The following is a 26,535-nucleotide window of genomic DNA, read 5'->3' as shown; positions in this document are numbered from 1 at the left end:
CATGAGACCGAAAATGGTGATTGGCAGCAAGGTTGCGGCTGTGTTGGCCGCAACGGCGCTGGTGCTTTCCGGGTGCGCATCTTCAGACAACGACGATGATGAGTCCACGAAACTTTTCGGTTACCAGGTAACAAGCAATCTGCGCACCACAAACGCTGGATCCCTCGAAGGATCGACAGACTTAGCGCAATCGTTGTCCGGTCGCCTGTACCCCGGGGTGTATGTTCCCGGTCCAAGCGGACAGTTGATCCCCAACACTGACCTTGTAAAAACCCAGGTGCTGCCGGGGGATCAGCGCAAGGTGATTTACACCTTGTCGGAAGCGGCAGTGTTTTCGGACGGCACTCCCGTCACCTGCGCTGACTATCTTTTGACGTTTGCTGCCGGACAATACCCGGCGACGTTCGGTTCGAATATGCCTTTGTTCGGCGACACGGATTCGCTGTCGTGCACACCCGGATCGAAAGAGTTCACTGTGACCTTCAAGGAAGGCCGTGGTGCACGCTGGCGTGGCCTTTTTGAACCAGGCACGGTCCTTCCCGCACATGCTGTTGCTGCAAAGACCAATCGATCTGTCGAGGACCTCGTCGCTGATCTACTCTCGGATGATCTGGAGCGACTCAAACCAATCGCGCAGGTGTGGCGCCACGGGTTTGACCTCAAAGAGTTCGATCCTGAACTCCAAGTCTCGTTTGGCCCGTTCAAGGTTGCGGAGGTAGGAGAGAAGGGCCAGGTTCGGCTCGTCGCTAATGAGCATTACTACGGGGACGCTCCGCAGACAGCAGCAATGGTGGTGTGGCCTGGTTCCGTAGATTCTGCGGAGCTGGCAGCATCCAAGGCGATGAAGATCGGCGACCTGCGGCAGTTGCAACCACAGTGGTACGACGAGGACGCAGAAGGCAATCGACTGGATGTGAAAACGACCATCGGTGAGCTCACCGAGATGTTGACCCTGCCGGAGGTTGGTTTTTGGGCGGATCCGGAGAACCGGAAGGCACTTGCACGTTGCATCGATCCTCGCGCTGTTGCCGCCGCTTCAAGTGAGAAGGCGGGGGTTGAAGTGCCAGTTGCACCGTTGCATGTCATTCAGCACACCGACCCGTTGGCTCAGCGTATGGCAGATATCGCTGCTCCGCTTTTGGACGTGAACATCCAGGAAGCTTCCGCACTTCGGGGTTCCACGTTGCGTATCGGTTACGTGTATCCGGACGAGCGTTGGGCCGCGATGGTGGAATCGATGCGCCGCACCTGCGAGCCAGCAGGAATTACGATCACCGACGTCACAGGCGAGGGGAAGACGCTCGCTGACCTGCCTCACGTGGAGTACGACGAGTGGCGCAACGAATCCGTGCATGACGGCGAAGCCGACGCTATCTTGCGAGTCGTTGACCCGATGAGCGAGTACCCAGCGGCCAACAATCGCGCCCAGGATCTGGGGGCGTTGCGTGCCCAGGAGGGGCATCTGTGGAAGACGCTGCCATCGATTCCGCTGGCCGCACAACCCCGAACCTTTGTCGTCGATAATGCAGTGCGCAACGTGGTGCCGTATACAGGACTTTCCGGCATTGGCTGGAACATGGACCGATGGTTCAACTGACCAAACTTAATTCCCGACCCTAAAAACCCGATAAACCTGACCAGGAGACGATCCGAAATCATGTCGCCCACCCCGTCGATCAGCCCGCATGGCGGTCAGCCTTACGCTTCCGCTCTTGAGGCACTGCAGGACAAGATTCGCCGCGTTCCGGATTTTCCGGAGCCGGGAGTGCTGTTCGAGGACCTGACTCCGGTGCTTGCCGACCCAGCCGCGCTCAACGTGGTCATTGCAGAGATGGCCGAGGCGAGCAAGGAGCTCGGCGCCGATCTCGTCGGCGGTCTTGATGCCCGAGGGTTTTTGCTCGGCTCCGCTGTGGCGTACGAGATGGGCACCGGCATTCTTGCGATTCGCAAGAAGGGCAAGTTGCCGCCACCGGTGATTACCCAGGAGTACACCACGGAGTACAGCTCCGCTGCGCTGGAGATCCCCGCTAATGGGGTGGATATCTCTGGCAAGAGCATTGTGCTTGTCGACGACGTCCTGGCTACCGGCGGGACGTTGATCGCGGCGCGCGACTTGATTGAGCGCGCCGGCGGGCGAGTTGCCGGCTACGTCGTCGTCTTGGAAGTCCCGGGACTTGGAGGGCGCGAGCGACTCGACGGCGCTCCGCTTGTGGTTTTGGGGAAAGAAGAAAACTAGCCGGGTAGTATCACAGACTTAGTACCTGCTGACAGTGGAGGAGTCCTGACATGACAGATAAACCAGTCAAACGGTCGGGCCCGACCGTGCGCAGTGTCTCCGCCAGGTTGGCCCGCTCTCTTACGGGAGGTGGGCGTCCGCGAACGAACCCAGTGCTCGATCCGCTGTTGTCGATTCACCACAAGTATCACCCGAAGGCTGACGTAGAGCAGCTTGGATTTGCATACGAAACGGCAGAGCGGTTGCACGAGGGTGTGTTCCGCAAGTCAGGTGATCCCTACATCACCCACCCGCTCGCCGTCGCAACGATTTGTGCCGAGATTGGTATGGATACCACCACGCTGGTGGCGGCTCTGCTCCATGACACGGTAGAGGACACCGACTACTCACTTGATGAGCTCACCCGTGATTTTGGCCCTGAAGTGGCCAAACTTGTCAATGGCGTGACCAAACTGGACAAGGTCGCGCTCGGCGCCGCCGCAGAAGCGGAAACGATCCGCAAAATGATCGTTGCTATGTCCGAGGATCCTCGCGTACTGGTGATTAAGGTCGCGGACCGATTGCACAACATGCGCACAATGCGTTTCTTGCCGCCGGAGAAGCAGGCGAAGAAGGCGCAGGAGACGCTCGACGTCATCGCACCGTTGGCGCACCGCTTGGGTATGGCGACGGTGAAGTGGGAGCTAGAAGATCTCGCGTTCGCTATTTTGCAGCCGAAAAAATACGAGGAAATTGTGCGTCTTGTGGCGGATCACGCTCCGTCACGCGACCGTGCCCTGCGCGAGATCACTACCGATCTGCAGCGCGAGCTGAGCACGAATGGCATCCAGGCTGAGGTCATGGGCCGTCCGAAGCACTACTGGTCGATCTATCAGAAGATGGCTGTGCGCGGTCACGACTTCGCGGAGATATTCGATCTGGTCGGTATCCGTGTTCTGGTGGATACGGTGTATGACTGCTACGCCGCTGTTGGTGTGGTCCACTCGCTGTATTCGCCGATGCCGGGCAGGTTCAAGGACTACATTTCCAACCCGCGTTTCGGTGTCTACCAGTCGCTGCATACGACGGTGATGACGACGACCGGTCGCCCCCTTGAAGTGCAGGTGCGTACACACGAGATGCACTACAACGCCGAATACGGTGTGGCTGCCCACTGGCGTTACAAAGAGACGAAGGGCTCCCACAAGGGCGATCAGGCCGAGGTCGACCAGATGGCGTGGATGCGTCAGTTGCTTGACTGGCAGAAGGAAGCCGCGGACCCGAATGAGTTTTTGGACTCGTTGCGTTACGACCTGACAAGCCAGCAGATTTTCGCGTTCACTCCGAAGGGCGATGTAGTGGATTTGCCGGCAGGCTCTACTCCGGTCGATTTCGCCTACGCCGTGCACACTGAAGTTGGCCACCGCTGCATTGGTGCGAAGGTTAACGGCAAGTTGGTCACCCTAGAAACCGAGCTGAAGTCCGGCGACAGGGTAGAGATCTTTACCTCCAAGGACCAAAACGCTGGGCCGACGCGCGATTGGCAGGACTTTGTTGTCTCCCCGCGCGCGAAGGCGAAGATTCGACAGTGGTTTGCCAAGGAACGTCGCGAGGAGCAGCTCGACGCGGGTCGCGATGCCCTGGCTGCTGAGGTGCAGCGTGGCGGGCTGCCGTTGCACAGGCTGTTCACCAACGAGTCGATGCGCCAGGTAGCAACGCGTTTGCACTACCAGGACGTTGATGCGCTGTATACGGCTATCGGCGCGGGAACAGTGTCTGCAGCGCACGTCGCGCACTTGCTCATGGACATGTTCGGCGGCGACGATGACGCCGTAGACGCCCTCACAGCGCGTACCCCTGTTTCTGCACTTGTTCGCCCGCAAACAACCGGCGACGGCCCTGCGATCCTGGTTGAGGGCAGCCCGGATGTGATGGCGAAGTTGGCGAAATGCTGCCAACCCGTCCCCGGCGATGCCATCTTCGGGTTTGTCACCCGTGGTGGGGGAGTTTCCGTGCACCGGACTGACTGCACGAACGCGACCAAACTTAACGACGAGCCAGAGCGTCTCGTCGAAGTGTCATGGTCCGCCCCCGGTGGCACCAAGAGTGCGTCACGCGCGACGATTCAGCTGGAAGCACTCGACCGCAATGGTCTGCTTACCGAGACCACCGGGGTGCTCTCCGAGGCGAAACTCCCAATCCTCGCGATGTCGTCTCAAGCAGGGGAGGACCGAGTGGCGACGATCCGACTGACCATTGAGGTGTCAGACATCAAACAACTCGGCTCGATCATGAATCAGATTCGCAACATTGAAGGTGTGTTCGACGTCTACAGAGTGACTGCGTAACCTAAGCTCGTTCGAGACCTGTTCAACGTTGCGTTGATAGGAAGGTTGCGATGCGGTTCAAACGGGTCACCCTTGCACAAGAGCTGACAGGGGATGCGTCTCTTGCGCGGCTACTCTCCTCATTGGCAACACGGGCGAGTGCGGATAGTTATCCTCTTCGCAATGTTGCGTCTTGCGTTGTTGAAGACGGGAAAGCCAACTTTGCTGGGCTCGGGGCGGATGAGCACACCGAGTTCGAGATTGCCTCGATAACCAAGACGTTCAATGCCGAGCTGCTCGAGCAAGCCATTACCAAGGGGTTGGTTGACACCGATACAACGGTCGGAGATGTGCTTGGGCAGCGTGTGCGAGGTAACGCATTAGCAGATGTGACGCTGGCTGAATTGGCGAACCACACCTCGGGCTTGCCACGAACCGGCAAGCAACGACCGCGAAACATTGCACGAGCACTTCTCGGCTTGAATCCTGATGTAGGAGTCACATCCGAGGATGTCATCGAGCAGGCACTGTCAGCGACACTGCGAGAGCGTGGCGTGGAGGAATACTCTAACCTCGGCCACGACTTGCTCGGGCTTCTACTGGCCAGGGTGTCCACCACGACCTACCCGACGTTGATCAAAGAGTGGGTGCTCGACCCGTTGGGGATGACGGAGACTTACGTCGCTTTGCCTGGAACAGTCGGACCGGATAGACCCAGGGGAGTCTCCGCACTCGGTCTACCTGTTCAAGCTTGGGAGATGGACGGCACAGCTCCATCCGGCGGCCTGCGTTCGACCACCTCGGACATGGCGAAGTACGCCATGCATATCCTTGAGCGTCGCAGTACGCGATTTACGTGGGCGAACATTAAAGGCACCGAACTGTACTGGCATAACGGTGCAACGCGGGGATTCTCCTCGATGCTGCTGCTGGACTTAAGCACTCAGCGTGCATCGTTTGTCACGACGGATTCGTATGCAGACATTGAATGGATTGCGTTTGAACTCATAGGCCTGCATGACCCAGCGCGAGAGAAATGACCACGAAACAGAAGAGCGTCTCCGGCGAGAAACCGGAGACGCTTTTCGCAGTGCCGTGTTTTAGCGCATGAACTTCATGGCAACCGTAGCCACCTGGCTCAGGATGCCAATGATCGCGGTGACAACGGCGAGCCAATCCTGGATCTCAGAGGGGCTCATATCGCGGGAGGAGGAGCCCTCTTCGTTGGAGGACGATCCACCATTGTTGGTGGTGTTCGTGGTGTTATCGCCGACGACAGTCGGCGCAGCCTGAGCAACACCTGCACCGGTGAAGGCGACTGCGGTGACGGTAGCGGCGACGATAAGGCTGGTGCGGGTCTTCATGAGGGTCCTCACTGAAAAGGTTTGAAACGGAATCTCTGCAGGATGCTATCGCCTGCGAGGGTTGCGTGCAATAGCGATACCGGTGTGGAAGAGCGGAGTGCTACTGCACAGTGCTACTTCACAGTGGCCTTGGTGATGCGTACTTCATCTGCCGGTGCGCCGTCAGTCCCGCCGCCTTCAACTCCCTTTTCGGCGATCTTGTCCAGGGTGGCAAGGCCCTCGTCGTCAATCGTGCCGAAGTAGGTGTACAGCGGCGGCAGGACCGAGTCGCCGTAGTTAAGGAAGAACTGGGAGCCGTTGGTGTCCGCGCCGGCGTTAGCCATGGCGATCGTGCCACGGTCATAGCGCTTAGGCTCGTTTTGCAGCATCATCTGCAGGGTTTGGTTCTTGGTTGCCTCATCCATATCGGCTGGTAGGTCGAGACCTTCGGTGTCGATGCCGTCGAGTGCCTCGTCAGTGGGAAGCTCGTTGGCGAACTGGAAGCCAGGGCCACCCGCACCGGTGCCATCCGGGTCGCCACACTGCAGCACCTTCAGCCCGTCGGCAGTGGTCAGACGGTGGCAGACCGTGTCGTTGAAGTATCCCTCGGAGGTCAGGTACTCGATGGCGTTGACCGTGCACGGGGAAGCTGCGCGATCGAGCGTCATGCCGATCGGACCCTGGTTGGTCTCGAGCTCGACGGTGACGGTGCCTTCGGTGGACACGTTCTCGGTCGGCGGGGTGCCAGCGCGCAGCTCGGCGCCGTCCTCGTTTTCATAGGTGCACGAGACGGTAGCCGGCAAGGCCTTCTCGCGCTTCGTAGCAATCGGCGCGAAGGTGGAAGCGTCGAATTCTTCCTGTTCCGCGTTGTCAGTCTCCGAAGCGGCGGAGGTATCGTCAGTTGCTAGATTGTCCTCGTCGCCCTGGTTGGCTGCGACGTAGATGCCGCCACCAATCAGCGCGATGGCAACGGCGGAAAGCGCTGCGACAGACCACGGGCGGGACTTTTCCTTGCGGTCGCGGGAATCGAGTTCCCGTTCCAGATTGGACAGGGCCTCTTTGCCACGCTGTTCGTTGCTAGCCACTGGCGATGCACCTCTTCGAGTATCGGGGAAAGCGCGTGCGTGATGTCGTCGAAAAGCACGCGCGCATTGAACGGTGCAAAAGCCTAGCAGGGCTAATCGCAACAGCGGTGGAAAGACCACAGCGACAAGTGCGCCCGCACAGGGGAGAGGTTGGTTAGACTAAGGCCTCGTGAGTGAGAATCAAGCCGAGCAGTTCCAAAAACTTTCCGCACCGAAAGGCGTGCCCGATTATGTGCCGCCCGCCTCGAGTGCGTTCATCCATGTCCGCGACGAGTTCGCGCGCCAGGCACGGATCGCTGGCTACCAACACATTGAGCTGCCGGTGTTCGAAGACACCACCTTGTTTGCCCGCGGCGTCGGTGAATCTACTGACGTAGTGAGCAAGGAGATGTACACCTTCGAGGACCGCGGTGGCCGTTCGGTAACGCTGCGTCCCGAGGGCACCGCCGGCGTCATGCGCTCCTTCATCGAGCACAATATGGACCGCGGTTACCTGCCCGTGAAGCTCAACTACTACGGACCGTTCTTCCGCTATGAGCGCCCGCAGGCCGGACGCTACCGTCAGCTGCAGCAGGTGGGCGTGGAAGCCATTGGTGTCGACGATCCGCTGCTCGACGCCGAGGTGATCGCCTTGGCAGACCGCAGCTACCGTGCGATCGGCCTGAGCGGTTTCCGTCTGGAGATCACCAGCCTCGGCGACAAGAATTGCCGCCCGGCCTACCGCGAGAAGCTGCAGAAGTTCCTGTTTGATCTCCCACTCGACGAGGAAACTCGCCACCGTGCTGAGATCAACCCACTTCGAGTGCTCGACGACAAGCGTGAGGCGGTCCGAGAGATGACCGCCGATGCGCCGTTGATGCTGGATCACCTTTGCGACGAATGCCGTGCCCACTTCGACGCCGTCACCGCGGCGTTGGATGACTTCGGCGTGCCGTACGTCATTAACCCACGCATGGTTCGTGGTTTGGACTACTACACCAAGACCACCTTCGAGTTCGTCCACGATGGCCTCGGCGCACAGTCCGGCATCGGTGGCGGTGGACGATACGACGGCCTGATGGCCCAGATTGGCGGCCCGGACCTCTCCGGCATCGGCTACGGTCTCGGCGTTGATCGCGCGGTACTCGCCCTCGAAGCTGAACGCGTCGAGCTTGAAGCAGCAGCCCACCGTGTCGATGTGTTCGGTATCGCGATTGGCGACGAAGCACGAGTGAAGATGAGCAAGCTTGTCGACGAACTCCGCGCGGCCGGTATCAGCGCCGACATGGCATACGGCCACCGCGGGCTCAAGGGCTCAATGAAGGGTGCTGACCGCGCGGGCGCACGCTTCGCGCTGGTGCTCGGCGAGCGTGAGCTGGAGGCAGGCGAGGTTGCAGTCAAGAACCTCGCCGAGCACTCACAGGAGGCCGTTGCGCTTTCCGCTGAAGCGGTCGCGCAGGCAATCAGCACTCAGTAATGTTCACGGGCAGGCCGAGCTGGACTGCGAGGCCACCCATGGACGTTTCCTTGTACTGAGTCATCATGTCGCGGCCGGTGGCTGCCATGGTCTCCACCACGTCGTCGAGGGTGACGATGTTGGTGCCATCTCCAAGCTTTGCCAACCGTGCCGCGTTGATGGCCTTTACGCCACCAATTGCGTTGCGCTCGATGCACGGAACCTGGACCAGACCGCCCACAGGATCGCAGGTCAGGCCAAGGTTGTGCTCGAGCGCGATCTCAGCTGCGTTTTCAACCTGCTCAGGGGTGCCGCCCAGGATTGCGCACATGCCAGCAGCGGCCATCGAAGAAGCCGAACCGACCTCGCCCTGACAGCCGACTTCTGCGCCTGAAATCGAGGCGTTGGTCTTGATGATCGACCCGATCGCACCAGCCGTAAGCAGAAATTCGCGGGCGCGCTCAGCAGTGAAGTCGTCGGTGAAGTCGCGGCAGTAATGCATAACTGCAGGGATAATGCCGGCTGCGCCGTTCGTTGGCGCGGTAACCACCTGGCCGTGAGCAGCGTTTTCTTCGTTCACGGCAAGCGCGTACAGGTTCACCCATTCCATAGCGTCAAGCCCACGGGCAGTGGATGCTTCGTACTCTGCAGTCAGTAGACGGTGAAGACGGTTCGCGCGACGCCTTACGTTCAAGCCGCCGGGAAGGATTCCCTCTGTCTTCAGGCCATGCGCAACGCATTCCTGCATGACGTCCCACACCGCATCCAAATGGGAGTTGAGTCGCTGCGCCCCGTGGATCGACTCCTCGTTCGCACGCATGATCTCTGCGATTGTCATCCCATGTGTTCGGCACTGCTCCATGAGTTCTGCGCCATTGTTAAACGGGTAGGGGACCGTCGCAATTTCACGAGCGGATGCAACACCGGATTCTTGTCGGTGCGCTTCCATCTCCCAGCGATCCAGAATGAAGCCGCCGCCGACAGAGTAATAGTCCTCGCGTTCGGCGATCATGGTGCCGTCTGTGTCCCACGCATCGAAGATGAGACAGTTCGGGTGCTCGGCCACCGGTGCCGGGTCGAAGCGAAGCTCGTACTCCACGCGCCCTGTCGGGCCTTCGATCACGCCTGTGGAAGGGATCGGCTCGCCAGGTTTTGGAGCAATGTCTGCAGAAGTGGTGGTGGGGGTGTACCCAACCAGCCCGAGCAACGCAGCACGGTCGGTGCCGTGGCCGACTCCCGTGGCGGCGAGGGAACCACGCAACTCTACGACAACCTTCGCCGGTACCTTCCCGAGTTTCTCCACAAACGTCATTGCGGCCCGCATCGGGCCAACGGTGTGAGATGAGGATGGACCGATGCCGATACTGAACAGGTCGACAACACTGACAAAGTTTGCTGACATGCGGCGAATCCTACCGCAGAAACCGGTTGTGGCTCGTCGATAAGCGGGATGCGCTACTGCGCTTGAGATAGTGCAGGGATGTCGGTTGCCCCCAAAACCGAGATCGGCCGCTGGTTTGCCTTGCCGTGCTCGGTAATGATGGCCAGGCGAGGCACCGCGCCGGTTTTCAATGGAGTGCTCAACGCATCAACAGCACGTGCGGCGGTCACGCTTCGTGGAAGAAACACCGGGTGGTCGAGTTTGCCACTGTGGGTGAGCACATCGCGAACGGTGGTAGCGGGAATGCGGTCATCGTCTGTGAGTTCCGCTGCCACCCAGCGCGCGATTGCATTCGTGGTGAGCAGCCCGACGCACTTGCCTTCGTCGTAGATCGGGAATTGCGTTAGTCCCTGTGTCGCGATTGTCTTCAATGGCTCATGAATGTCCGTCTCCGGCGTAAACGTCACCACCTTCTGGTGTGGGACCACCTCAAGGGCCAAAGGTGGGGAGAGTATCGCGTCGCGCAAATGCTCGATTGTTTGAACCGTCTCGGGGAGCGGCTCTGCAATCGGGCGGAGATTGTCGTACTCCCCATGGCTAATCGCGTTGCGCAGATCCGCAAACTCACGCAAGGTCTCGGCCTGGTCGCGAGCAAGAATCCCTTTCTTTGCGGCGAGGCCCACCATCCACGTAAACGAATCGGATCGCTTGGCATCCAATTCGCTGCGCAAATGCGACTCGATCGAATTGAAGGCGGCAAGGAACGGGATAGCGCGGTTTGGTGCGGACTTGGTCATAAGCGAACGGTGCCTTTTAGTTGTAGACACCGCGGTTGAGCGTGTCGCAGGCGGCCATCTGTCCAGAGTTGTATCCGGAATTAAACGCTTCCATACGCTGCTCAGAGGAGCCATGCGTCCACGCATCCGGGTCGACGTCGCCGCCTGAGCGTCGTTGAATGTTGTCGTCGCCAATCGAACGGGCGGTCTGCAGTGCCTGCTCGAGCTGTTCGTCGGTGATCGGTTCCAAAACGCCCTGCTCGGCAGCATGTTTTGCCCAGATTCCGGCGTAGCAGTCCGCCTGCAGCTCAATTGCGACAGCCGCAGAATCCTGGCCTGGGTTCTTATAGTCGCTCAGCCCCAACGTTCCTTCCAGATGCTGGATGTGGTGGCCGTACTCGTGGGCAGTTACGTACTCCTGAGTAAGCGGACCGTTCGCGCCGCCGAGTTGGCCCAGCTGCTCAAAGAAGCTCACGTCAAGGTAAGCGGTGGTATCGCGAGGGCAGTAGAACGGGCCGGTATCGGAGGTAGCGTAGCCGCAGCCAGTGGTGACATCGTTGCGGAAAAGCACCATATCTGCCGGCTCAAACTCGACATTCGCCTGCGCGGGGAGTACTTCGCTCCAAATCTGTTGGGCAGACCCGAAGGTTGCCGCCGCGCGGCAATCGTCGTAGGTGTTCGAGGATCCTTGTTCGTTGCAATGCTCGAGTGAGTAGTCACCCTGCGACTCAGACTGGGATTGAGAATTGCTCCCGCCGCCAAGGAGTCCATCTAACGCACCGCTGAAGTACAGCACCGCGAGCAATATCAAGATGACAGTCCCTCCGCCACCGCCGCGAAGCAGCATCGGAAGAATTGCCATTGCGCCGGGGCTGACCCCGCCGCCTCCGCGACCGGAGCCGGAGCTTGTCCTGACGTTGCCGCCCTGACCCTGCGCGTAATCACCACGAAATGTCATGGCTGAATTGTGCCAAAGATCCCTACCGAGTGTCGCGGTTGGGCCAAAACATCGTGTCTCGAGCGACTGGGGTGGTGTGGGGCGGACCTCGCCGAGGCACCACTCAGCCGGGGTAGGTAGACTTTGTCAGGTTAGATTCGCCATCACGTGGAAGGACGTGGAAGAAACCGTGCTGCGCACTCACCTTGCGGGGAACTTGAACAAAGAACTCGACGGTCAGACCGTCACGCTCACAGGTTGGGTGGCCCGCCGCCGTGACCATGGCGGGGTCATCTTTATCGATCTGCGGGACCGCTCTGGTCTCGCTCAGGTTGTATTCCGTGAGTCCGAAGTAGCGGAGGCTGCACACGACCTGCGCAGCGAGTTCGTCATCCAGGTCACCGGTGTGGTTGAGCCACGCCCGGAAGGCTCTGCGAACCCGAACCTTGCATCCGGTGAAATCGAGGTCAACGTCACTGACCTGAAGGTGCTGAACAAGGCTGCAGCCCTGCCATTCCAGATCGAGGATGCATCCTCCAATGAAGTTGGCGAGGAAGCACGTCTGAAGTACCGCTACCTCGACCTGCGCCGCGAGCGTCAGGCTAAGGCAATTCGCCTCCGCGCTAAGGCCAATCAAGCCGCCCGTCGCGTCTTGGACAACCACGACTTCACCGAGATCGAAACGCCTACGCTGACGCGTTCGACCCCGGAAGGTGCACGTGACTTCCTTGTTCCTGCTCGTTTGAAGCCAGGTTCTTGGTATGCGCTGCCGCAGTCGCCGCAGCTCTTTAAGCAGCTGCTGATGGTCGCGGGCATGGAACGCTACTACCAGTTGGCACGCTGCTACCGCGATGAAGACTTCCGCGCAGACCGCCAGCCTGAGTTCACCCAGCTCGATGTCGAGGCATCCTTCGTTGATCAGGACGACATCATCGAGCTGGCCGAGGAAATCCTCGTCGAGCTTTGGAAGCTGATCGGCTACGACATTCAGACGCCGATTCCGCGCATGACCTACAAGGAAGCGATGGAGAAGTACGGCTCCGACAAGCCGGACCTGCGCTTCGACATTCCATTGGTCGAGTGCACCGACTTCTTCAAGGACACCACCTTCCGCGTATTCAAGGCCGAGTACGTGGGTGCTGTTGTGATGGAAGGTGGCGCATCCCAGCCTCGTCGTCAGCTTGACGCATGGCAGGAGTGGGCAAAGCAGCGCGGTGCGAAGGGCCTGGCCTACATTCTCATTCAGGAAGACGGCGAGCTCACCGGTCCGGTGGCGAAGAACATCACTGACGAGGAAAAGGCTGGCATCGCTGCGCACGTCGGTGCGAAGCCGGGTGACTGCATCTTCTTCGCAGCAGGCGAAACCAAGGCATCTCGTGCACTGCTTGGCGCAGCCCGCGGTGAGATTGCGCGCAAGCTTGACCTGATCAAGGAAGGCGATTGGGCGTTCACGTGGGTTGTGGATGCACCGCTGTTTGAGCCTGCTGCAGACGCAACCGCATCCGGTGATGTCGCGTTGGGCCATTCCAAGTGGACCGCAGTCCACCACGCGTTTACCTCTCCGAAGCCGGAGTTCCTGGACAACTTCGAGCAGAACCCGGGCGAGGCTCTCGCCTACGCATACGACATTGTGTGCAACGGTAACGAGATCGGTGGCGGCTCCATCCGTATTCATGAGCACGATGTCCAAAAGCGCGTGTTCGAGGTCATGGGCATCACCGATGAGGAGGCCGAAGAGAAGTTCGGCTTCCTGCTCGAAGCGTTCAAGTTCGGTGCTCCTCCGCACGGTGGTATTGCCTTTGGCTGGGACCGCATCGTGTCGTTGCTCGGTGGGTTTGAATCGATCCGCGATGTGATCGCTTTCCCGAAGTCCGGCGGCGGTGTCGACCCGCTTACCGACGCGCCTGCTCCAATTCCGGCTGAGCAGCGCAAGGAAACTGGAGTGGACTTCAAGCCGAAGAAGGTTGAAGACAAGGCAGACGGCGAAACGGACACGAAGTAGCCGATTGAATGCAGCCACCGCAGGAACCTGCTCCTGCGGTGGCGCACGACAAAGGGGACCGGATGCAGCCCGAGCAAGTAAGTGACGAGCAAGTCGTTGCAAGCGCTACAGACATTCTCACTCGCCGTTACGGCGGTGAGCAGTCGTTGTTTGAGGTTGAACGCCTTAATGGCTCCGGTCCCTCGATCGTGTTGAGGGCTCGTGTTAAAACGAACCCGTTTTTCCAGCAGCGCTCAGTCATCATTAAGCAGGCGCCGCCAACGGAGTCTGTCTTCGAAGAGGCGGCGTACCTTCGAGAGGTTGTCGCGTACCAATTCGCCACTTCCTTAAGTGAAAAGACCAGGCCTGGCCCTGCGTTGTTGGGCTACGACACGCAGCAACGCATCATTATCATCACCGACTCCGGTGATGGGGAAACTCTCGCAGAAGCGCTTGAGACTGCAAGCGAAGAGGACCACATCGCACTGTTGCGCAGCCTGGGCACAGCACTTGGCCGAATGCATGCAGGTACTGCCGATGAAGAGGAAGCGTTTAACGTCTTACTGCATCGGATGACGCGTTCGCGGCCCAACGCTGCACCGCTGCAACGTTTGAGGGACCGGTTGCTGTCCCATCGGATCAGAGTTGGCTTGCGGATCATGCGTGAGGCCGGAATTGAGATTCCTCAAGAGGTGGTTCTCACGGCTCGTAACATCGAGCGCCGGCTGCTGCGTGGCGGTATGCGTGCTTTTACGCCGTTTGACCTGGCACCAGATAACGTCATTCGGTCTGGGAACTCGTTTCACTTTCTTGATTATGAATCAGCGGGCTTTCGGGATGTTTCATTCGATGTTGCCTACGTAGTTGCGCGGTTCCCGGTGTATTTGGCTTCGCAGCCGTTTAACGAGGAAGCGACCAAGGCGTTCGTCGATGCGTGGCGGATACAGGTCTCTGACCTTTGGCCAGGAGTGCAGCATCCGGATACGTTGCAGGCGCGCATCACGGGTGCACTGGTGGGGTGGGCGCTTAGTAGCGTCGCCATGTTGGAACCGAAGCCTATGGCCGCGTTGTTGCAGGATGATCCGACATTTGAGAAAGAGCTTGAAGCTGCTGGTCTTTCGGCAGGTGATATTCAGGATTTTGATCTTGTAGATGGGGTAGCCGAAGCCATTGGCGACGACGCCGAAGAGAATGCTGGCGTTGTGCTTCGACCGCGAGGTGGAGAACCATTGACCGAAGATGAGCTTCTCGTGCGACGTGATTTGCGCGAGACGTTCGAGTCGTTGGCAGCTTATGCGGGTAGCGGTAAAGACCCCGCATACGTTGTCGTTGCTGAGTTCGCGTCCGAGGTCGCAAGGCGGTTGCGTTAAGGCAATGGGCCAAGAAGAACTTTTCGCGGCTGCTTCTAGCAACGACGTTCCCGGTGCAGCATCGGGGAATAGGGGTACCTCATTTTTTGAAGCTGGCTCGACAGCACCGCTGGCCGCACGGATGCGCCCCCAGTCCCTAGATGAGGTAGCGGGGCAGAAGCATTTGCTCAGCGAGGGAAAGCCGCTGCGTCGGCTCATCGAAGGCTCTGGTGCAGCATCGGTGATTTTGTATGGTCCGCCTGGGACAGGTAAGACCACGATTGCATCGTTAATCGCAAAAACGATGGGGCAGAACTTTGTGGCGTTGTCCGCGCTGTCTTCCGGCGTGAAAGAAGTCCGCGCGGTTATCGACGAGGCGCGGCGTGACCTCATCCGCGGTGAGAAAACCGTGCTCTTTATCGACGAGGTCCACAGGTTTTCTAAAACGCAGCAGGATGCGCTGCTTGCGGCCGTCGAAAATCGCACAGTGTTGCTGGTTGCCGCCACGACGGAGAACCCGAGTTTTAGCGTTGTTGCTCCGTTGTTGTCGCGCTCGCTGCTGCTCAAGCTCGAGTCGCTTAGCGACGAAGACCTTGGCGGAGTCATCGACCGCGCATTGGCAGATGAGCGGGGGTTGCAGGGGCAGGTTTTGCTTGACGACGAAGCCCGCGCACAACTCATTCTGCTCGCTGGAGGCGATGCGCGTCGGGCGCTGACGTACCTCGAAGCTGCCGCTGAAGCTGTTTCTGGCGGTGGCACGATCACGCTGGAGATTGTGCGTGAAAACGTCAATCGTGCGATTGTTCGCTACGACCGCGATGGCGATCAGCATTACGACGTGGTCAGCGCCTTTATCAAGTCGATCCGCGGGTCTGATGTCGATGCAGCGCTGCATTATCTGGCGCGAATGATCGAGGCCGGGGAGGACCCCAGGTTTATCGCACGACGTCTGGTCATTCACGCTTCGGAAGATATTGGTATGGCAGATCCGACTGCGTTGCAGACTGCTACCGCTGCGGCGAATGCAGTGCAGTTTGTCGGCCTGCCAGAAGGGCGTCTTGCGCTAGCACAGGCGACAATTCACCTGGCTACGGCGCCGAAGTCGCCTGCCGTCATTAAGGCCATCGATCGTGCTTTAGCGGACGTGCGTGAGGGGCATGTGCCTCCAGTGCCGGCCCATTTGCGCGATGGCCACTATGAGGGCGCAAAACAGATGGGCAATGCGGTTGGATATGTCTACCCGCATGACGACCCGCGGGGAGTGGTCGAGCAGCAATATATCCCGGATGGGCTGGAAGAAGCGGTGTATTACGAGCCGACGGAACACGGCGCGGAGCGCCGAATTAGCGAGTTTATTGGTCGGTTACGCCGACTTGTTCGCGGGCGGTAGCCCAACTGTAGAGGAGTCGCGGGTAAAGTAAGCGCGGAAAAACTCCGGAGCAGTTGAAAGGACACCGAAGCGTGCAAACCCATGAGATCCGAGAGCGGTTTACCAACCATTTCGTTGAGGCCGGGCACACCCCGGTACCGAGCGCCTCGCTGATTCTCGACGATCCGACGCTGCTGTTCGTCAACGCAGGAATGGTGCCGTTCAAGCCGTACTTCTTGGGCGATCAGACCCCAGACTTTGCCAATGGCACGGCGACATCGATTCAGAAGTGCGTGCGTACCCTCGATATCGAGGAAGTGGGTATCACCACCCGCCACAACACGTTCTTCCAGATGGCTGGCAACTTTTCGTTTGGTCAGTACTTCAAGGAAGGCGCCATTACTCACGCGTGGAACCTGTTGACGGGTGCTGTTGCTGACGGTGGCTATGGCCTTGATCCGGAGCGTCTCTGGGTTACGGTCTTCCTTGACGACGACGAGGCGGCCGCAATCTGGCGCGACAAGATTGGCGTTCCGGAAGGGCGTATTCAGCGCATGGGCATGGAGGATAACTTCTGGTCCATGGGTATCCCCGGTCCGTGCGGCCCTTGCTCTGAGATCTACTACGACCGAGGCCCGGAGTACGGCAAGGAAGGCGGCCCAATCGCCGACGACAACCGTTACATGGAGATCTGGAACCTCGTGTTCATGGAGTCCATTCGCGGCGAAGGTGATAAGAAGGGCAACTTCGAGATTGTCGGCGAGCTGCCACAGAAGAACATCGATACCGGTCTTGGCATTGAGCGTGTGGCCTGCATCCTGCAGGAAGTAGACAACGTCTACGAGACGGACCTTCTGCGTCCGGTCATCGATGCAGCCGTGGAGCTCACCGGTTCGAAGTACGACGACGGCAACAAGGAAGACGATGTCCGCTTCCGCGTGATCGCTGACCATGCCCGTACCGGCATGATGATCATCCTCGACGGTGTTACCCCGTCGAATGAGGGCCGCGGCTACATCCTGCGCCGTCTGCTTCGCCGCATCATCCGCTCCGCGCGTCTGTTGGGTGCGACGAAGCCGGTTATGGAGACGTTCATGAACACGATCATGGACACCATGACGCCGTCCTTCCCGGAGATCGCGGACAACCGCGAGCGCATTTTGCGTGTTGCTGTTGCGGAAGAAAAGGCGTTCTCCAAGACACTGGAGTCCGGCACGTCGCGTTTCGACGAAGCCGCAACCGCAGTGAAGGCTTCGGGTGCTGCTGTCCTGCCGGGTGATCAGGCCTTTGAGCTGCATGACACCTACGGCTTCCCGATCGACCTGACGGTCGAGATGGCGCGCGAGGCCGGCCTGGACGTCGATATGGATGCCTTTAACGCTGCGATGCAGGAACAGCGAGAGCGCGCGAAGGCCGACAACAAGGCGAAGAAGCACCGCAACGTTGACGAGTCGCTGTACCGCGAATGGGTTGACAACAACCCGACGGAATTCGTCGGCTACGAGCAATTGGTCCACGACGGCACGGTCATTGGCCTCGTGCGCGACGGTGAGAAAGTTGGCGAGGTTTCCCAGGGCGACGAGGTCGAGGTCATCCTCGACGTCACCCCGATGTATGCCGAATCTGGTGGTCAGATGGCCGACCGTGGCCGCTTGATCATGGGGGACACGATCCTCAACGTCAACGACGTGCAGCGCGTAGGCAAGAAACTGTGGCTGCACAAGGCGACGGTCCAAAACGGTGGACTGGATCTCGGCTCGACGGTCACGGCTGAGGTTGACGGTGCGTGGCGCCACGGTGCCCGCCAGGCGCACTCCGCAACGCACCTCATTCACGCGGCGCTGCGTGAGGTGCTCGGCCCCACAGCAGTCCAGGCTGGTTCCTTGAACAAGCCGGGTTACCTGCGCTTCGACTTCAACTACACCGAGGCGCTGACCGAGGCGCAACTGCAGGAGATTGCGACGATCACGAATCAGGCTGTCGACGCAGACTTTGCTGTCAACACCATTGAGACCACGCTGGACAAGGCGAAGGCCATGGGTGCGATGGCGCTGTTCGGCGAAAGCTACGGCGACGTTGTCCGCGTCGTGGAGATCGGCGGACCGTTCTCCGTCGAGCTTTGTGGCGGTACCCACGTGGAGCACGCCTCCCAGATCGGCCCGGTCGCCGTGCTTGGCGAGTCCTCGGTCGGTTCCGGAGCCCGCCGTATCGAGGCGTACTCCGGTATGGATTCCTTCAAGTACCTGTCGAAGGAGGCAGCGCTGGCTTCTGGCCTGGCTGCGGAGTTCAAGACGCCGACGGAAGATCTTCCGGACCGTATTGCCCAGCTTGCTGAGCGACTGCGTGCGGCTGAAAAGGAAATCGAGAACCTGCACCGTCAGCAGCTGTTGGCTTCCACTGCAAGCCTTGCGGAGGAAGCAGAGACCATCGGCGCGCGTCGCCTCGTCGCAAAGCAGCTGCCCGACGGGATCAACACGGGTGATTTGCGCACGATTGTTTCTGACCTGCGTGGCAAGTTGCAGTCCGAGGATGCGCTGATCGTGCTGACCTCGAAGGTTGGCGACAAGGTTTCTCTGGCGGTTGCAGCAACAAAGGCTGCAGTGGAAGACGGCATCAAGTCGGGAGACGTGGTCAAGGTGCTTGGCGAGTACGTCGATGGCAAGGGTGGCGGAAAGCCTGACCTTGCGCAGGGCTCTGGTGCGAAGCCCGAAGGCATTCCTGCTGCTTTGTCCGCTGTGCGTGACTGGCTTCGCCGGGACTAAGCCTCGCGTTCGCGGACAAAATCGACGCTGACACGCCGAATGCGCGTCCGACGAGACGCACAGCTAACGGCTAGGTTGAGACCAGGCCAGCAGACACGGAAAGGAGCAGCGATGAAGGTGGAGCCAGATCGCCCTGGGGTCGACGACCCCGGTGCGGGACGCCGACTTGGCATTGATGTCGGCACTGTGCGCATTGGCGTTGCCCGCTCCGACCGGGATGCCCGCCTGGCAACACCGGTCGAAACGATTGACAGAGTGACCGGTTTCAAGGACCGCGATGGGCAAGATATCGAGCGGATATTGGAACTCATCGCTGAGAATGAAGCAGTCGAAGTCATTGTGGGGCTTCCTCGTGATCTGCAAGGCAATGGATCAAAAAGCGTGAAACATGCGAAGGAAATCGCATTCCGTATTCGCCGGCGTAGCGATGTGCCGGTGCGGATGGCGGATGAGCGTCTCACCACAGTTGCTGCGACGCATTCATTGCGGATGTCTGGTGTGAATGAGAAAGCAGGCCGTGCGGTCATTGATCAAGCAGCTGCTGTAGAGATTTTGCAATCGTGGCTTGACGGCCGACTGAACTACCTCAAGGAGAACTAACCGTGTCTACCCGTGAAGCCGCACGCCGGCGTACCCGAGGCACCGCGGTGCTAGTCGCATCCATTTTGCTCATCATTGGCCTTGTCGCTTGGATTGCCGTCTTGCGCAACCTTTCGGGTTCGGCAGACTTTGAGGGTGCAGGCAACGGTGAGGAACAGGTCGTTCATATCAAGGAGGGATCGAGCCTGTCAGCGCTCGGCCCCGAGCTTGAAGAGCGCGGCATTGTTGCCAGCGACGGTGCTTTCCAAACAGCGGCAGCGAATAACCCTGATGCGGGAAACATTCAGCCTGGCTTCTACAGATTGCAGGGCAAAATGAGCGCGAAGTCAGCGGTTGAGGCACTCCTTGATCCCGCGCAGCGCATCACCCCTCTGCAGGTTTACGGAGGTGCGACGTTGATGGATGTCAACGTCGTTGGCGGCCAGACTCGGTTCGGTATTTTCTCGATGATCCAGTCGGCTACCTGTGGCGAGGAGGTAACACCGGATTGTGTCAACGTGGAGAAGCTGAACAACGCTGCGGCGAACAGTGATCCTGAGAAGCTCGGTGTGCCGGAGTGGGCTCGTGAAACGGTTGCTGCCCGTGCTGGCGACGCGAAGCGTTTGGAGGGCCTCATTGCCCCTGGTGAGTACATCATCGACCCGCACGCGAGCGCCGAGGATATTCTTTCGGATCTGGTGACGCGTTCTGCGAAGCAGTATGACGCAACTGACATTGTCAACCGCGCGCAAGTGATTGGCTTGAGCCCGTACGAGTTGCTTGTCGCTGCGTCCTTGGTTGAGCGTGAGGCGCCGGCCGGAGAGTTTGACAAGGTCGCTCGCGTCATCTTGAACCGTCTCGATGAGCCGATGCGACTGGAATTCGACTCCACGGTGAACTACGGGCTGCCGAGCGTTGAGGTTGCAACCACAGATGAAGACCGCAAGCGGGTTACTCCGTGGAACACGTACGCAATGGATGGCCTGCCGCAAACGCCGATTGCATCTCCGTCCATTGAGGCGATCGATGCAGTAGAGCACCCAGCTGACGGCAACTGGCTGTTCTTCGTCACCGTGGACAAGGACGGCACAACCATCTTCAACGACACGTTCGAGCAGCACCTCAATGACACGCAGCGCGCGATCGAGTCGGGCATCCTGGACTCGCAGCGTTAGTTATGGAGTCGTCGCGCAGCATGAACTCAGCCAAACCTGTGTCGGGGACTGTGACGAATCGGGCAGCGGTCCTCGGTTCACCGATCGAGCACTCCTTATCGCCGGTTCTTCACAATGCGGGTTACGAGGCGGCGGACCTCACTGGGTGGCATTACTCGCGCCAACAGTGTGTTGCGGATGATTTGGCTGATCTCGTCTGCAACGCCGATCCGAGTTTCCGGGGCTTTTCTGTAACCATGCCGTGCAAGTTTGCCGCTCTCGCGGTGGCGGATGAAGTCACTGACAGGGCACGTGAGATCGGCTCCGCAAACACGCTGACGCGTATCGACGACAACCGTTGGCGCGCCGACAACACTGACTGCGAGGGCGTGATTGCTGCCATTGGGGAGCTACTTGGTCCCGATTCCCCGGTTCACGCCGTTATCGTTGGCGCGGGCGGTACAGCGCGCGCAGTCATGTGGGCCTTGCGGCATATTGGAGTCCGTGAGGTAACCGTGGTCAACCGCACTGACCGCAGCGGGGAGTACACAGACCTTGCTGCGGGGATGGTGCTTAACTTCGTGGATTTCGAGGCACCTCTAGCGGACATTACGTCCGCATCGGACCTCGTCATTTCGACTGTCCCCGCCGGGGCAGCTGACTACGTGGCATCCGATCTTGCACATGCCCCGGTGTTTGACGTGATCTACGACCCGTGGCCCACGCGGCTCGCCGTAGAGGCTGCAGCGAACGGCTACCGCACCGTTGGTGGACTGTCGATGCTTGCCGGACAGGCGTACGCTCAGTTCGAGCAATTCACCGGTGTGGACGCACCGCGACAGGCGATGCGCGACGCGCTGATGCGGCACGCGAACTCGTAAGAAGCAGCTCGCTTGCCAGAGCGGTTCGAAGTACTCAACTTCGGTACGCTGTCCATATGGAATTCGGGGGAGTTTTGGGGGCCACTGTTGCTGCCTGCTGGACAGCGGCCCTGATGGTGTTTGATGTTGCGTTTCGGCGTCTGCCGAATGCGCTGACAGTGCCGCCGGCCATTGTGGCGCTGATTGCTTGCCTTCTCGCGCCATTTCTTGGCGAGGCGACGTTGCTGTGGGCACTGCTGTGGCCGGGGCTGTATCTGTTTTCGCCTCAGGGGGTCGGTGGTGGGGACGTTAAGTTGGCGCTGCCGCTGGCGATGGTGTGTGTGATCTCCGGAAAACTGCCGGCGGTACTCGTTGCGATTGGTGTGTCCGGCCTGCTCACAGTCTTAATGGCGTGGTTAAGTCGCAGCCGAACCGTCGCACATGGTCCATCGATGCTTGCCACAACGTGGCTCGTCGTAATGTATTTCGGGGTATAAGCACATCTATCGCAGCTGCTTGTGCGAGAATGTCGCCATGCTTCGTTGGACTACAGCCGGTGAATCGCACGGCCAGGCCCTCGTAGCCCTCGTTGAGGGCATGCCTTCTGGGGTGCCGGTATTGAAAGAAGAAATTGCTCATCAGCTCGCTCGTCGCCGTCTCGGTTATGGCCGTGGCGCGCGAATGAAGTTTGAGGCAGATGAGCTCACTTTGCTGACGGGCGTCGTGCACGGCTCATCTATCGGTAGCCCGGTGGCTATCCAGATTGGCAACACCGAGTGGCCGAAGTGGACCACGATCATGTCTGCTGAGCCGGTTGATGCCTCTGACCCTGAGGTGGCAAAAGAGTTGAGCTCTGGTCGCGGTGCGTCGTTGACCCGTCCGCGTCCGGGGCACGCCGATTTCGCCGGCATGATCAAATACGGTTTCGGTTCTGCACGTCCTGTGCTTGAGCGTTCCTCTGCACGAGAGACTGCTGCCCGCGTAGCAGCCGGTACGGTTGCCCGTAGCTACCTGCGTGAGGTTCTCGGGGTTGAGGTGTTTTCCCATGTGGTGTCGATTGGGGAGTCGGTGCCGTACGCAGGAGAATCGCCAAGCTTCGCCGATATTGAGGCAATTGATGCTTCCCCTGTTCGTGCGTTTAACAAGGACGCCGAGGCGGACATGGTCGCGTGCATTGAGGCTGCGAAGAAATCGGGCGACACGCTCGGCGGGATCGTTGAGGTCATTGTGGATGGGCTGCCGATCGGCCTTGGCTCCCACATTTCTGGCGAACGACGCTTGGATGCGCAGTTGGCAGGCGCGCTGATGGGTATCCAGTCGGTGAAAGGCGTCGAAATCGGCGACGGTTTCGAGGAGGCGCGTCGCCGTGGATCGCAGGCACACGACGAAATCGAGCGCACCGAAGATGGTGTGCGGAGGCTGACCAACCGTGCAGGCGGTATCGAAGGTGGCATGACGAATGGGGAGCAGTTGCGCGTTCGCGCTGCGATGAAGCCCATCTCGACTGTCCCTCGTGCCTTGAAGACGGTTGATATGAGCACCGGCGACGCTGCCACGGGGATTCACCAACGCTCCGATGTCTGTGCCGTGCCCGCTGGTGGTGTCGTTGCAGAGGCAATGGTTGCGCTTGTTCTGGCACAGGCTGTCTCTGAGAAATTCGGGGGAGACACGATTGAGGAGGTGAAGCGCAACGTAGAGTCGTACAAGGAGTACGTCGCACAACGTCTTGCGTTTGATCAAGTTAGGGATGCCGATGACTGAGCTCACTGATTTGCAGGCAGTAGAGGCATGCAACGAGGAGTCAACAAATACAAGTCCGGCGACGGTTCATACGGCTCCTCGCGTGGTGCTCGTCGGTATGCCGGGGTCAGGTAAGTCAACGATTGGTCGTCGAATAGCTAGCGCGCTGAACCTGCCGATCATGGATTCGGATCTGCTCATCGAACAGGCTGAAGGCAAAGCGTGTGGCGAGGTGTACGCCGAGTTGGGTGAGGATGCCTTCCGTGAGCTCGAAGTCGGGTTTGTGGCACGTGCTCTGGCCACCGGTGGGGTAGTCAGCCTCGGGGGCGGTGCGATCGTGACCGAGGAAGTGCGACAGCTGCTGCAGCGCCACACTGTTGTTTGGATCGATGTCAGCGCGGAAGAGGGTATTCGCCGCACAGCACAGGATTCCACTCGACCAGTGCTTGACAGTGATGATCGCGAGCAGCGTTACCGCGACCTCATGGATCAACGTGAACCGCTGTACCGCGAAGTGGCCACGTTCCGCGTCCGCACGGACGCGCGGCCACCGCAGCGTGTTGTCGCAGAGATTTTGGGTTTCATCGACGGCGAGTAGTTTCCGTCAGGCTTCAGTTCTGTCAAGCGAAGGAGCAAACAATGGCAGTGGTATCCGTCACGGGCCCAAGTCCGTACGACATTCATATTGGCAGCAATAACCTTGACGCCGTAGCAGGTCACCTTGCGGATTCCGGCGCACGCCGTGTGCTGGTGGTCCACCAGGAACCGTTGCGTGCCGTTGCTGAGGACCTTGAGCACATGCTTGAGCAAGCGGGCCTGGCGCCGGTCTTGGCATGTGTTCCAGATGCGGAGGCTGGAAAGGATCTTCCGGTGCTTTCCCACTTGTGGGACGTGTTGGGGGAGCACGGGTTCTCGCGCCAGGACGCCGTTGTCGGTTTGGGTGGCGGCGCTGTGACAGATCTTGCCGGTTTCGCCGCGGCCACGTGGATGCGCGGTATCAAGGTTGTGCATGTGCCGACGACATTGCTCGCCATGGTTGATGCGGCAGTCGGCGGCAAAACTGGCATCAACACGACCGCAGCCAAAAATCTCGTCGGTGCGTTCCACGAGCCGAATGCGGTGTTTATTGATCTCGCTCGTATTGCAACGCTGCCTGAGCAAGAGGTTGTTTCAGGTTCTGCTGAGTTGGTAAAGACGGGCTTTATTGCGGACCCGCGGATTTTGGAGCTCTATCAGGAGGGCCCAGAGCATCACTGGGCGGAGCTTGTCGAGCGCTCTGTCAGCGTAAAAGCCAAGGTCGTGGGGGAGGACCTCAAGGAAGCTGGGCTGCGCGAGATTCTTAACTATGGCCACACTCTGGGCCATGCGATCGAACGTCGCGAGCATTACATGTGGCGCCACGGCAATGCCGTCGGAGTGGGCATGATGTTTGTGGCACACCTTGCTCATGCGCGCGGGCTTATCGACGATGACCTGGTCGCCCTCCACGAGACCGTCATCAGTGGTGCGGGACTTCCCACGCGCTACGAGGCCGGTGCGTTTGAAGAGTTGCATGAGGCGATGCTTCTGGACAAGAAGAACCGCGACGGCAAGATCCGATTTGTCGTCCTGGACGGCCTTGGGTCCTGCACTCGCCTGGAGGACGCAACTGTGGAAGAGATGCGCGCGGCGTACGCAAAGATTTCGGAGTAGAACATGAAAATCTTGGTACTCAATGGTCCGAACCTCAATCGACTCGGCAAACGCCAACCGGAGGTGTATGGGACGGTCACGCTGGCGGACGTCGAAAAGCAATTGCACGATCACGCAGCCGATCTTGGGGTTGAAGTGGAGTGCCGCCAGTCCAACTGCGAGGGCCAACTCATTGACTGGGTGCATGAAGCAGCCGATAACACTTGGCCGGTGATCATTAACCCGGGTGGTTTTACCCATACCTCGGTTGCGCTTCGTGATGCACTGGTAGAACTAAATGATCACCAAGGTTTTATTGAGGTGCATATTTCGAACGTGCACGCGCGCGAGTCGTTCAGGCACCATTCGTACCTCTCGCCAATCGCCGTAGGCGTGATCGCGGGGTTGGGTACGGAAGGCTACCGGCTCGCGTTGGACTACTTCGCAAGGAGGAAATGATGGCATTGGCCGATACTCGTTTTGAAACTCGTCGGAGGAAACTCTCGTCGCAACTTGCGGCACAGCGTATCGACGACATGCTGGTCACCCATTTGACCCACGTGCGTTACCTGTCTGGTTTCTCCGGCTCGAACGGCGCGCTTCTGGTGTCGAAAGACCGTACTGCGAAGATCGCAACCGACGGTCGTTACACCACTCAGATTGCTGAAGAGGTCCCGGATATCAAGGCGACGATTGCTCGCGCGACAGCAACCGAGTTGTTGTCGCAGGTTACCGAAGGCCACCGTGTGGGCTATGAGGCCGATTTCGTTTCCGTTGTGGAGCTCAAGCGCCTCGAGGATGCATGCCCGGAGGGCGTAACCCTTGTGCCGGTTTCTGGCGTGATTGAAGGGATCCGCTTGTTTAAGGACAACCTTGAACTCACCCGTCTGACTGAGGCTGCCGAGCTGGCCACACAGGCGTTGGAGGAACTCGTCGCCGCAGGAGAATTGCGAGCAGGCCGTTCTGAGCGTGACATTGCCGCTGACCTTGAGTACCGCATGCGTCGACTTGGTGCAGAACGCCCAAGTTTTGACACGATTGTCGCCTCCGGCCCGAACGCCTCGAAGCCACACCATCAGGCCGGCGACCGTCTTATCGCCGAAGGCGATTTGGTGACCATTGATTACGGTATGCACCGCCTCGGGTTCAACTCCGATATGACCCGTACGTTTGCTATCGGGGAAATCGGTCAGTTGGAGCGCGAGATTTACGAAGTGACGCTTGCATCCCAGCTTGCTGGCGTGAAGGCAGCCACGGCGGGAACGGCACTTGTGGATGTAGACAAGGCCTGCCGCGACGTTATTGAAGAGGCAGGCTTCGGCGAGTACTTCGTTCACTCCACTGGCCACGGTGTCGGCCTGGACGTGCATGAAGCCCCGTCTGCCGCACAGACCGGCAAGGGAGACCTAAAGGAAGGTATGACCCTGACCATTGAGCCGGGGATCTACATTCCGGGCAAGACCGGTGTGCGTATCGAGGACACGTTGATCATCACATCAGGGAAGCCACGGATTATCACCAAGTACCCGAAGGAATTGACGGTGCTGTAGCATTGCTGTGTTTGTACACGT

Annotated in this window: 23 protein-coding genes; 18 read left to right on the top strand and 5 right to left on the bottom strand. The window is 59.4% G+C overall.

The window, feature by feature from the left end:
• The first annotated feature begins 1 nt into the window (after position 1).
• From HMPREF2617_RS00950 to HMPREF2617_RS00935, 4 genes are read left to right on the top strand one after another with little or no spacing between them, the layout of a single operon-like run.
• Positions 2 to 1,597 carry an ABC transporter substrate-binding protein gene (locus HMPREF2617_RS00950; protein WP_246816806.1) on the top strand — a complete coding sequence of 532 codons (1,596 nt, stop codon included), beginning with the start codon at positions 2 to 4 and terminating at the stop codon, positions 1,595 to 1,597.
• Positions 1,598 to 1,657: 60 nt separating this feature from the next.
• A complete protein-coding gene (locus HMPREF2617_RS00945) occupies positions 1,658 to 2,236 on the top strand; it encodes an adenine phosphoribosyltransferase (protein ID WP_070423077.1) in 579 nt (192 codons plus the stop codon).
• A gap of 50 nt (positions 2,237 to 2,286) precedes the next feature.
• A complete protein-coding gene (locus HMPREF2617_RS00940; RefSeq protein WP_083279516.1) occupies positions 2,287 to 4,563 on the top strand; it encodes a RelA/SpoT family protein in 2,277 nt (758 codons plus the stop codon).
• A gap of 50 nt (positions 4,564 to 4,613) precedes the next feature.
• Positions 4,614 to 5,582, top strand: a complete 969-nt coding sequence (locus tag HMPREF2617_RS00935; protein ID WP_070839085.1) for a serine hydrolase domain-containing protein — start codon at positions 4,614 to 4,616, stop codon at positions 5,580 to 5,582.
• Positions 5,583 to 5,642: 60 nt separating this feature from the next.
• Here HMPREF2617_RS00935 and HMPREF2617_RS00930 read toward each other — a convergent pair whose 3' ends face one another.
• A complete protein-coding gene (locus tag HMPREF2617_RS00930) occupies positions 5,643 to 5,906 on the bottom strand; it encodes a hypothetical protein (protein WP_070839083.1) in 264 nt (87 codons plus the stop codon).
• Between the two features lie 113 nt (positions 5,907 to 6,019).
• Positions 6,020 to 6,970: a peptidylprolyl isomerase gene (locus HMPREF2617_RS00925; RefSeq protein ID WP_070614980.1), complete on the bottom strand. Its 951-nt coding sequence runs from the start codon at positions 6,968 to 6,970 to the stop codon at positions 6,020 to 6,022.
• Positions 6,971 to 7,139: 169 nt separating this feature from the next.
• Between HMPREF2617_RS00925 and hisS the strand changes: the two genes are divergently transcribed.
• Positions 7,140 to 8,426 carry a histidine--tRNA ligase gene (gene hisS / locus HMPREF2617_RS00920; RefSeq protein ID WP_070820282.1) on the top strand — a complete coding sequence of 429 codons (1,287 nt, stop codon included), beginning with the start codon at positions 7,140 to 7,142 and terminating at the stop codon, positions 8,424 to 8,426.
• Here the strand turns inward: hisS and HMPREF2617_RS00915 are convergent.
• The 3 genes from HMPREF2617_RS00915 to HMPREF2617_RS00905 are packed head-to-tail and all read right to left on the bottom strand — an operon-like array spanning position 8,413 to position 11,520.
• The gene (locus tag HMPREF2617_RS00915; protein WP_070484848.1) at positions 8,413 to 9,807 is read right to left on the bottom strand and encodes an L-serine ammonia-lyase; all 1,395 of its coding nucleotides are present in this window, start codon (positions 9,805 to 9,807) and stop codon (positions 8,413 to 8,415) included. The two genes, hisS and HMPREF2617_RS00915, sit on opposite strands and share 14 nt — an antisense overlap.
• 53 nt (positions 9,808 to 9,860) lie before the next feature.
• Positions 9,861 to 10,583 carry a CBS domain-containing protein gene (locus HMPREF2617_RS00910; protein WP_070839081.1) on the bottom strand — a complete coding sequence of 241 codons (723 nt, stop codon included), beginning with the start codon at positions 10,581 to 10,583 and terminating at the stop codon, positions 9,861 to 9,863.
• Positions 10,584 to 10,599: 16 nt separating this feature from the next.
• The gene (locus HMPREF2617_RS00905) at positions 10,600 to 11,520 is read right to left on the bottom strand and encodes a KPN_02809 family neutral zinc metallopeptidase (protein WP_070451349.1); all 921 of its coding nucleotides are present in this window, start codon (positions 11,518 to 11,520) and stop codon (positions 10,600 to 10,602) included.
• 169 nt (positions 11,521 to 11,689) lie between these two features.
• On the opposite strand from HMPREF2617_RS00905, the gene aspS reads away from it, so the two are divergent.
• From aspS to HMPREF2617_RS00840, 13 genes are all read left to right on the top strand, one after another.
• Complete coding sequence (aspS, locus tag HMPREF2617_RS00900; RefSeq protein ID WP_070423235.1) at positions 11,690 to 13,501, top strand: aspartate--tRNA ligase; 1,812 nt, start codon at positions 11,690 to 11,692, stop codon at positions 13,499 to 13,501.
• Between the two features lie 8 nt (positions 13,502 to 13,509).
• A complete protein-coding gene (locus HMPREF2617_RS00895) occupies positions 13,510 to 14,850 on the top strand; it encodes a phosphotransferase (protein WP_070423085.1) in 1,341 nt (446 codons plus the stop codon).
• A gap of 4 nt (positions 14,851 to 14,854) precedes the next feature.
• Positions 14,855 to 16,219 (top strand): replication-associated recombination protein A, encoded by a 1,365-nt coding sequence (locus tag HMPREF2617_RS00890; RefSeq protein ID WP_070816222.1) that lies wholly within the window; start codon positions 14,855 to 14,857, stop codon positions 16,217 to 16,219.
• 71 nt (positions 16,220 to 16,290) lie between these two features.
• Positions 16,291 to 18,960, top strand: a complete 2,670-nt coding sequence (gene alaS / locus HMPREF2617_RS00885; RefSeq protein ID WP_070839079.1) for an alanine--tRNA ligase — start codon at positions 16,291 to 16,293, stop codon at positions 18,958 to 18,960.
• A gap of 111 nt (positions 18,961 to 19,071) precedes the next feature.
• Complete coding sequence (ruvX, locus tag HMPREF2617_RS00880) at positions 19,072 to 19,560, top strand: Holliday junction resolvase RuvX (RefSeq protein ID WP_070423088.1); 489 nt, start codon at positions 19,072 to 19,074, stop codon at positions 19,558 to 19,560.
• A 2-nt stretch (positions 19,561 to 19,562) separates the two neighbouring features.
• Positions 19,563 to 20,714, top strand: coding sequence for an endolytic transglycosylase MltG (mltG, locus tag HMPREF2617_RS00875; protein ID WP_070839077.1), 1,152 nt, complete (start codon positions 19,563 to 19,565; stop codon positions 20,712 to 20,714).
• Between the two features lie 20 nt (positions 20,715 to 20,734).
• Positions 20,735 to 21,574 carry a shikimate dehydrogenase gene (locus HMPREF2617_RS00870; RefSeq protein WP_070839114.1) on the top strand — a complete coding sequence of 280 codons (840 nt, stop codon included), beginning with the start codon at positions 20,735 to 20,737 and terminating at the stop codon, positions 21,572 to 21,574.
• A 56-nt stretch (positions 21,575 to 21,630) separates the two neighbouring features.
• A complete protein-coding gene (locus HMPREF2617_RS00865; protein WP_070451359.1) occupies positions 21,631 to 22,050 on the top strand; it encodes a prepilin peptidase in 420 nt (139 codons plus the stop codon).
• Between the two features lie 37 nt (positions 22,051 to 22,087).
• Positions 22,088 to 23,314: a chorismate synthase gene (gene aroC / locus HMPREF2617_RS00860; RefSeq protein ID WP_070570409.1), complete on the top strand. Its 1,227-nt coding sequence runs from the start codon at positions 22,088 to 22,090 to the stop codon at positions 23,312 to 23,314.
• Positions 23,307 to 23,891: a shikimate kinase gene (locus HMPREF2617_RS00855; protein ID WP_083284804.1), complete on the top strand. Its 585-nt coding sequence runs from the start codon at positions 23,307 to 23,309 to the stop codon at positions 23,889 to 23,891. The genes aroC and HMPREF2617_RS00855 overlap by 8 nt, the downstream gene beginning before the upstream one ends.
• Positions 23,892 to 23,932: 41 nt before the next feature.
• Positions 23,933 to 24,985 carry a 3-dehydroquinate synthase gene (gene aroB, locus HMPREF2617_RS00850; RefSeq protein WP_070839075.1) on the top strand — a complete coding sequence of 351 codons (1,053 nt, stop codon included), beginning with the start codon at positions 23,933 to 23,935 and terminating at the stop codon, positions 24,983 to 24,985.
• A gap of 3 nt (positions 24,986 to 24,988) precedes the next feature.
• Positions 24,989 to 25,423, top strand: coding sequence for a type II 3-dehydroquinate dehydratase (gene aroQ, locus HMPREF2617_RS00845; RefSeq protein ID WP_070839073.1), 435 nt, complete (start codon positions 24,989 to 24,991; stop codon positions 25,421 to 25,423).
• The gene (locus tag HMPREF2617_RS00840; RefSeq protein ID WP_070839071.1) at positions 25,423 to 26,514 is read left to right on the top strand and encodes an aminopeptidase P family protein; all 1,092 of its coding nucleotides are present in this window, start codon (positions 25,423 to 25,425) and stop codon (positions 26,512 to 26,514) included. Before aroQ ends, HMPREF2617_RS00840 begins: the two co-directional genes overlap by 1 nt.
• Positions 26,515 to 26,535: the final 21 nt, after the last annotated feature.

This window comes from Corynebacterium sp. HMSC070H05, assembly GCF_001837615.1.
Classification (GTDB): domain Bacteria; phylum Actinomycetota; class Actinomycetes; order Mycobacteriales; family Mycobacteriaceae; genus Corynebacterium; species Corynebacterium coyleae.
Note: the sequence above shows the minus strand (reverse complement) of the source record. Positions and strands in the feature narration are given on the sequence as shown.

Excerpts from the sequence above, each read along its gene's own strand:
- HMPREF2617_RS00915 (WP_070484848.1), bottom strand. The coding sequence starts at position 9,807 with ATGTCAGCAAACTTTGTCAGTGTTGTCGACCTGTTCAGTATCGGCATC.
- aroQ (WP_070839073.1), top strand. The coding sequence starts at position 24,989 with ATGAAAATCTTGGTACTCAATGGTCCGAACCTCAATCGACTCGGCAAA.
- HMPREF2617_RS00840 (WP_070839071.1), top strand. The coding sequence starts at position 25,423 with ATGGCATTGGCCGATACTCGTTTTGAAACTCGTCGGAGGAAACTCTCG.
- HMPREF2617_RS00945 (WP_070423077.1), top strand. The coding sequence starts at position 1,658 with ATGTCGCCCACCCCGTCGATCAGCCCGCATGGCGGTCAGCCTTACGCT.
- HMPREF2617_RS00950 (WP_246816806.1), top strand. The coding sequence starts at position 2 with ATGAGACCGAAAATGGTGATTGGCAGCAAGGTTGCGGCTGTGTTGGCC.
- aroC (WP_070570409.1), top strand. The coding sequence starts at position 22,088 with ATGCTTCGTTGGACTACAGCCGGTGAATCGCACGGCCAGGCCCTCGTA.
- aroB (WP_070839075.1), top strand. The coding sequence starts at position 23,933 with ATGGCAGTGGTATCCGTCACGGGCCCAAGTCCGTACGACATTCATATT.
- HMPREF2617_RS00930 (WP_070839083.1), bottom strand. The coding sequence starts at position 5,906 with ATGAAGACCCGCACCAGCCTTATCGTCGCCGCTACCGTCACCGCAGTC.
- HMPREF2617_RS00865 (WP_070451359.1), top strand. The coding sequence starts at position 21,631 with ATGGAATTCGGGGGAGTTTTGGGGGCCACTGTTGCTGCCTGCTGGACA.
- HMPREF2617_RS00905 (WP_070451349.1), bottom strand. The coding sequence starts at position 11,520 with ATGACATTTCGTGGTGATTACGCGCAGGGTCAGGGCGGCAACGTCAGG.
- HMPREF2617_RS00855 (WP_083284804.1), top strand. The coding sequence starts at position 23,307 with ATGACTGAGCTCACTGATTTGCAGGCAGTAGAGGCATGCAACGAGGAG.
- HMPREF2617_RS00935 (WP_070839085.1), top strand. The coding sequence starts at position 4,614 with ATGCGGTTCAAACGGGTCACCCTTGCACAAGAGCTGACAGGGGATGCG.
- HMPREF2617_RS00870 (WP_070839114.1), top strand. The coding sequence starts at position 20,735 with ATGAACTCAGCCAAACCTGTGTCGGGGACTGTGACGAATCGGGCAGCG.
- HMPREF2617_RS00940 (WP_083279516.1), top strand. The coding sequence starts at position 2,287 with ATGACAGATAAACCAGTCAAACGGTCGGGCCCGACCGTGCGCAGTGTC.
- HMPREF2617_RS00895 (WP_070423085.1), top strand. The coding sequence starts at position 13,510 with ATGCAGCCACCGCAGGAACCTGCTCCTGCGGTGGCGCACGACAAAGGG.
- HMPREF2617_RS00910 (WP_070839081.1), bottom strand. The coding sequence starts at position 10,583 with ATGACCAAGTCCGCACCAAACCGCGCTATCCCGTTCCTTGCCGCCTTC.
- HMPREF2617_RS00890 (WP_070816222.1), top strand. The coding sequence starts at position 14,855 with ATGGGCCAAGAAGAACTTTTCGCGGCTGCTTCTAGCAACGACGTTCCC.
- ruvX (WP_070423088.1), top strand. The coding sequence starts at position 19,072 with ATGAAGGTGGAGCCAGATCGCCCTGGGGTCGACGACCCCGGTGCGGGA.